The organism is Marinobacter antarcticus (genome assembly GCF_011049865.1).
Classification (GTDB): domain Bacteria; phylum Pseudomonadota; class Gammaproteobacteria; order Pseudomonadales; family Oleiphilaceae; genus Marinobacter; species Marinobacter antarcticus_A.
In genome coordinates, this window is record NZ_DRGY01000063.1 from 1 (window position 1) to 5,903 (window position 5,903).

8 protein-coding genes are annotated in these 5,903 nt (G+C 53.4%); all 8 read left to right on the forward strand.

Translation table 11 applies throughout. From position 1 onward, the window contains the following. Nucleotides 1-307, forward strand: a 307-nt coding sequence (locus tag ENI00_RS08255) for a hypothetical protein (RefSeq protein ID WP_304101236.1), incomplete at its 5' end; no start/stop codon positions are given. Between the two features lie 56 nt (nt 308-363). Next, on the forward strand, nt 364-1,938 hold the full coding sequence (locus ENI00_RS08260) for a phage major capsid protein (protein WP_304101238.1): 1,575 nt from the start codon (nt 364-366) through the stop codon (nt 1,936-1,938). A gap of 15 nt (nt 1,939-1,953) precedes the next feature. Further along, complete coding sequence (locus ENI00_RS08265; RefSeq protein ID WP_304101240.1) at nt 1,954-3,009, forward strand: hypothetical protein; 1,056 nt, start codon at nt 1,954-1,956, stop codon at nt 3,007-3,009. A gap of 96 nt (nt 3,010-3,105) precedes the next feature. Beyond that, on the forward strand, nt 3,106-3,663 hold the full coding sequence (locus tag ENI00_RS08270) for a hypothetical protein (protein WP_304101242.1): 558 nt from the start codon (nt 3,106-3,108) through the stop codon (nt 3,661-3,663). A 168-nt stretch (nt 3,664-3,831) separates the two neighbouring features. Then, nucleotides 3,832-4,197 (forward strand): hypothetical protein, encoded by a 366-nt coding sequence (locus ENI00_RS08275; RefSeq protein ID WP_304101244.1) that lies wholly within the window; start codon nt 3,832-3,834, stop codon nt 4,195-4,197. Then, entirely contained in the window at nt 4,197-4,880 is a 684-nt protein-coding gene (locus ENI00_RS08280) for a hypothetical protein (protein ID WP_304101246.1), read from the forward strand. The genes ENI00_RS08275 and ENI00_RS08280 overlap by 1 nt, the downstream gene beginning before the upstream one ends. Nucleotide 4,881: 1 nt before the next feature. Continuing rightward, nucleotides 4,882-5,454 carry a hypothetical protein gene (locus ENI00_RS08285; RefSeq protein ID WP_304101248.1) on the forward strand — a complete coding sequence of 191 codons (573 nt, stop codon included), beginning with the start codon at nt 4,882-4,884 and terminating at the stop codon, nt 5,452-5,454. Nucleotides 5,455-5,457: 3 nt separating this feature from the next. Next, nucleotides 5,458-5,903: hypothetical protein (locus ENI00_RS08290; RefSeq protein WP_304101250.1), on the forward strand; the 446-nt coding region annotated here is incomplete at its 3' end.

The window sequence follows — 5,903 nt, forward strand, 5'->3', positions numbered from 1 at the left end:
CCACATGGACCTGCACGGCGGGATATTGAAGGCGCTGGGCGAAGCCAATATGTTGCAAGAGGGTGGGGTTGTTGTTAACGGCCCATTAGTCTCCGAGCGGCAGATGATGGACACCCTGGACAAGTTGCAGACGGATATGCACATAGTAAAAAGCATCTTGAACCATGAGCCTGATATACATACCCAGCCGCACCAGAACGAATTTGAACAGAGCCTCAAACAACCCGAGGAACCTGTTTACGACCTTGAGATGATAGCGCTGCAATTAGTGCTCACAGAATTTGATTTGATACAGGCGCATAGATAGCGTCAAGCAAACCAAGAGGCAGTCAATGTCCGAATCGATCAGTAAGGAGTCCAATTATGGACGACGATGTAAAAACCCAGGAGGGTACTGATACTGATGCGGGCGTTGTGCGCGTTAAAGAAAAGGATTCGATCCTCGCTGCAATACACGAATACCGTGATGTTGTGCGTTCATACGAGGCAAAAACCTCAGACCGCCTAACTGCCAACGAGAAATGCGCAGATGACCTGCGGACGCGCTTAGCTGAACAAAAGACTACCCTTGAGAATGTCGAGACCACGGTCTTAGACCTTCAGGACAAGGGTGCCAAGGAAACCAAGGCGTTCTGGGATGGCGTTGGGAACGAGATCAAGAACCAGGCTGTAGCCGCTACGTGGGGTTATGGCGTTGTTGGTGCTGGTCCGATTGCCCGCGCAATGTACGCCCCCAAAACCAGGTATAACCGGCCAATGGCAAAGCAGGAAACGCCCACCTATGACGTTCCTCGCGAACTCATGGAGATGAACGACTTCCTGCACCTTTGGGGTCTACACAAGACCTTCAAGGCAACCGGCGGCGCATACAGCGAAGAGACCTACCGGCAGATCGTTAAGGGAACAGATACCTATGCGATCCTATGCGGTGAGTTGGCGATGTACGATAAGTCGTTTGCCAAGGCGCTGGATACCCAGACCACCAATGAGGGGCTAGAGTGGATACCCACTCAGTTCTCAGCCCAGTTCATTGATGACCTGCGGCTGTTGCTGCGGGTGGCCGCACTGTTCCCCCGGATTAACATTCCGATGGGAACCGGCCCTCTGACGGTACCACGGCAGGGCGGGCGTAAGCGCGTGTTCTTGCAGGGCGAGGCAATAAGCGATAATCCGACAGATTATAGCTCGATCACGCCCGGCACCGGGAATGTAACCTTTGACCCGGTCAAGCATGCTGCGCTGATACGTTTCTCTGATGAGATTCAGGAAGATTCAGCGGTGGCAATTGCGCCGATGATGATGGCTGAATTAATGCAAGGCATTGCCGATGCTGAAGAGGACGCCGTGGTCAACGCCGATACCTCTGCCACCCACCAGGATAGTGACGTGACTGCTTCGGACGATATCCGGAAGTCATGGACTGGTTTGCGTAAGCATACCGGCGGTTCGGGCGGTGTGGCGGCTGTTGACGTTGGCGGCATGACTGTTTCGGCTTTCCGGAACGTCCGCAAGGCAATGGGCCGGTACGGTGCCATGTCGAGCGACCTGGCGTATATCGCTGGTGTCAGTGCTTACATTCAGATGCTTGGGATTACCCAGGTGTTAACCCTGGATCAGATCGGGCCGCAGGCTACGATCCTTCAGGGCGAATTGGCGCGGTTTGACAACAGCCCGATTATCGTCAGTGAGTTTATCCGTGAGGATTTGACCACTCTCGGTGTTTACGACGGTGCAACCACGACGGACACCATTACACTATTAGTCAACACCCGTGCTTTCTGGCTCGCCGATAAGGGCGCGCCGAGAACCGAGACCGACCGTGACATCAAAAAGGGTCAATCGTTCTCCGTTGCAAGCCGTCGTATTGACTTCCAACAAACGCAAAACCCGACCGCGACGGAAGAGACCGTTGGCTTGGGTTATGGCATAACCTCATAAGGAAGGGAGTATATCATGAGTGGTGAATTTATTCCTGTTGGAAACCAAGTTGTTCCCTCCCTTGACCAGCTTGCACAAGTCGGCATGGGAATGGATGGACCTGGCGGGAAGGATATGCGTTCTCTGCTTCGGCAGATGATGCTGGCTTCCGGCCTTAACACTATCCACGTTGTCAACAACACTCAGGCGGTTACCGGCTGGGTGGAAAATAACGACGGCGTGTTTGATATTGCCGCAGGCGCTGGAGATCGCGTTGAAACCAACGAGATTCAAATGACCTCGACCGGAACGTGCGACGGAACCCAGTTCCTCCAGTTGGATAACATCTACCAATCGGCTGCTATTCCGCCTGATGCGGGATCGGCTGGCCGGAAGCAGATGGACTGGACGGACACCCGTTACATCGGTTTCTGGGTGAATAACCAAACCAATGGCGATTTCTCAACCGCCGGTGAGTTGAAGATCACCATCGTTAATAACGGCGAGGAGCAGACGCAAGTCAATCTCCAGGCCCAACCAAACGATGTTCACCAGTGGTTCGAGATCGACATGGTGGCCGAAGACTGGGACCGTAATGCGGTTGAATCCATGCGCTTCTATGCCAATGTGGCTTCCGGTGAAGACATCTTCATCAACGAGATCACCCGCTATGAGATCAGTTACGACCGTGGCCCGTTATACGGCTGCATGTGGTACATCAGTTCCGGCGTTACGCTGACCGAGAACGACCTGGTAGGCTGGGAAATTGACGGCCTGGTCGCTTCGTCTGGATCAGCGGTGGTTGGAGACTTAGGCCCAGTCAAACTGTTCCAGCATGGATTGCCGGTTGCTTCGGCTACTGGCGATGCGGCTCACACTGTGTGGGGAATGGTCCCTGGATTGTTCCTGTTCATTGGGCGGTCGAACGGCTCATGCACGGCGGGCGACTTGGCTGAGTGGGCGTCGGCGCGGCATCTTACGGATGTCTCTACGACAACTACCGGCTTAGGAGTAGCCGTGGCGCTGGAAACAGACGGCGCAGCAGAGGACGACATTCTCTTCAACTTGATTAAACCTGGTGCTAGTGCATAGGCACCGACTTAGGATGGTAGCCGGGGATGTATCAGCCTGTCCCTGATGCGCCCCGGTTGCTCTCCGCACACTAACAACACAAAAGAGAGGCATATAATGTCCGAACAGCAGATTGATACAGAAGAGATTGAGTTTGGCGCAGAAGCGTCAGGGGAACAGGAAACTACTTCAGATACCGTGCAGGCGGATAGCCTGCCACCGGCTCAGGGGGTAAGTATTGACGGTGATGACGAATCGTCAGTGACGGCTGAGGCCGACGAAAAATACGATACCGAGCCGGATCCGGCCAAGCCTGGGCGCGGCGAACTACCCGAACTGATTAAAATGCAATTCCTTGGCGTCCCAAATGTTGTAGATCATTATCGCAGTGGTACGTATCGTTGTAAAATCAGCGATCCGGACTCCTGCTTGATCGACGTGCCACCCCAGGAAGTAAAGCGGTTGCTAACTAAATTTCCTGAACAATGGCGGATGCGCTATGATGCCGCCACAGCAAAACATCTTGGGAAACTCCTGAAAAATAAGACCTTTGGCCCGCTTGTAAACGGTGCTTCGGTTCAGGCGATTAAAGGCGCTGCAAAGATTATTCAAGCCGACGGCACTGAGATTGTATTGCCTGCGGGCAGCCGGGTAACGGTTGAGCGGGGCGGTTAAAATGTTTAGACGGCTCCTATGCTACTTCAATTTCCACAGGTTCCTATACGCGGATTCCAATGAGCCGTTTGGTTTTTCCCTTGGGATTTGCGGCAGGCATGAGTGTACTAGATGCGGGGAAGTAATTCCAAGGGTTAAATGGCCTCGGCCACCAGCATTGGAGGGATAATGAAAATCCAATTTGTAGGTAATAGTAAGACGGGGCAAGACCGTTATCGTGGTTCGACAAGCCTGGTACCCAATCTGGTTTGCCGACTTGACCAGCCCCAAACCTGCACGCTAGAGGCGGGGGTGCATCTAACGGACAATGAGGCGTTACGGTTGTTGACACAATACCCCAACTTGTTCATCAGCCACGAAAGCTACCTGGCGAACCTGGCGGCAGCAGCCAAGCCTAAAAACAAGCCGAAGGGTAAACCCAAAAAGGCTGCCAACAAGGCCCAGGCAACGCCCAAGGCCGCAAAACCCAAAAAGGCTAGTAAGCCTAAGCCAGCCAAGAAACCGGCTTCTAAGGCCAAGTCTGGAGGTAAGTAATGACCGACGTACATAGGTTTGAAGAACCGCGCCGGGTCAATTCTGTCCTAGCTGCCGGGTATTCTGAGAAGCGGCGGCTGAAAGTAAACGCTGCCGCAGTCCAGACTAGCGAAGTATTCACCGGCGGCGGGCTAGATGACCTTACACCTGGGGGGACGTTCTCGGGAATCCGTAGCCATCTTTACAAGGTGGTTGTATCAACGGCGGCTGGCACGGACAAGTTTATCTATTTCCGGGATGGCGTCCAAATCTCGGCTGATGCCGGGGTAGCAATGACTGGCGCGGGACAGACGCTGGACAATGGCGTGACCATAACCTTTGCCGCCACCACCGGGCATACGCTTGCAGAGTTCTGGGAATTTGAGGCGACCATTACCACCGACCGGCACAAGATAGAGCCGGACTCGCTGGCCCACCACCTACGGCTATCGCTGGATCAAAAGGTCTGGTATAAGTGGTTCGCGTCCTATAGTGAGCCGGTGGCTGCTAATCTACCAACGCAGACGGCTACTGCTGACGGGCAGTTAATTCAATCGCAGATATTGCCAGCGGCCCAGGCTATAACTATAGCGATTCCTTGGGGGCTGGTGGGGAACGTGAAGCAGGCCGGAACGCTGAAAGACCTTTACTTCATAATCGAAAAGCATACCATCGATGCGGTAATGCAGATAACGGAGTTATAGTATGAGCGAATTACTCAATATTCCGGCTGATCTGGGCGTGCCTTCGGCGGACGGCACCGGCAATTCCACCATGAATGACGTCCTGGGTAACAAGAGTGATGATGCTTTAACTCAGGGGGCACTCCCATCAGTCTACGCATTGAGCGGTGGGGCAACCCGGCTGGTGTCGGTGCAGACAGTAGACGGATCGGCAACGACCTGGACTGCTGCCGCTCACCGGCTATTTACTATTACGGGGCTGGTGAAGGTGCGGATATTTGGCTTGGTTGACGAGGCGCTTACCGAAGGCAATGGCAATGAGACTATTGAGGTGGGCGTGGCAGGAGCCACAGCAGCGCTTATTGCGCAACTCGCAGATCCTAATACATTGGTGGCTAATGACGTATGGACAAACGGGGCGGCTTCCACCGCCCTGCCCGTGGGCTTCCCAACAGATTGGGCCGTAGTTGGCGATCTTGATATTGACCTGGTTGTAGCCGGGACTACCGGAATTACCAACGGGCAGATCACGTTCTACGTTGAATGGGTGCCAATCTCTGCCGGGGCAACGGTTGTAGCGGCGGTCTGGGATTAAACAATGACTGGTGAGTCCACAGCCCCACGATCCGTTCCCGCTATTGATTCGACGGCCAATACTAGCATCGAGCAGGTTGTTGGCAATAAGAACGATACCCACAACGGTACTAGTATAAAGGCCATGTTACATAAGCTGGACGAACACGCGCACAAATCAAGCAAGGTTTGGCCTACTTTAGCAAACGGTGTAGTTGTTACCGCTGGGGCTGCATGGGTACTTGGTGCATTTGCAGAGATCGCTGCTGTGAATGATATTGCTGTTGATTTTGATATTCACCATATTAGTGTTGAGGCATTGAGTGCCAATGAAGTATATGAGATCGTATTGTATGCGGCTACCGTTGAAATTGCGCGGGTAAGAGTTACCAAAAATGCGAACCTCGACGGGACAATGAATGTTCCTGTTCAATGTCCTATCCAGCCAGCAAATACACAGATTCAGGCAAA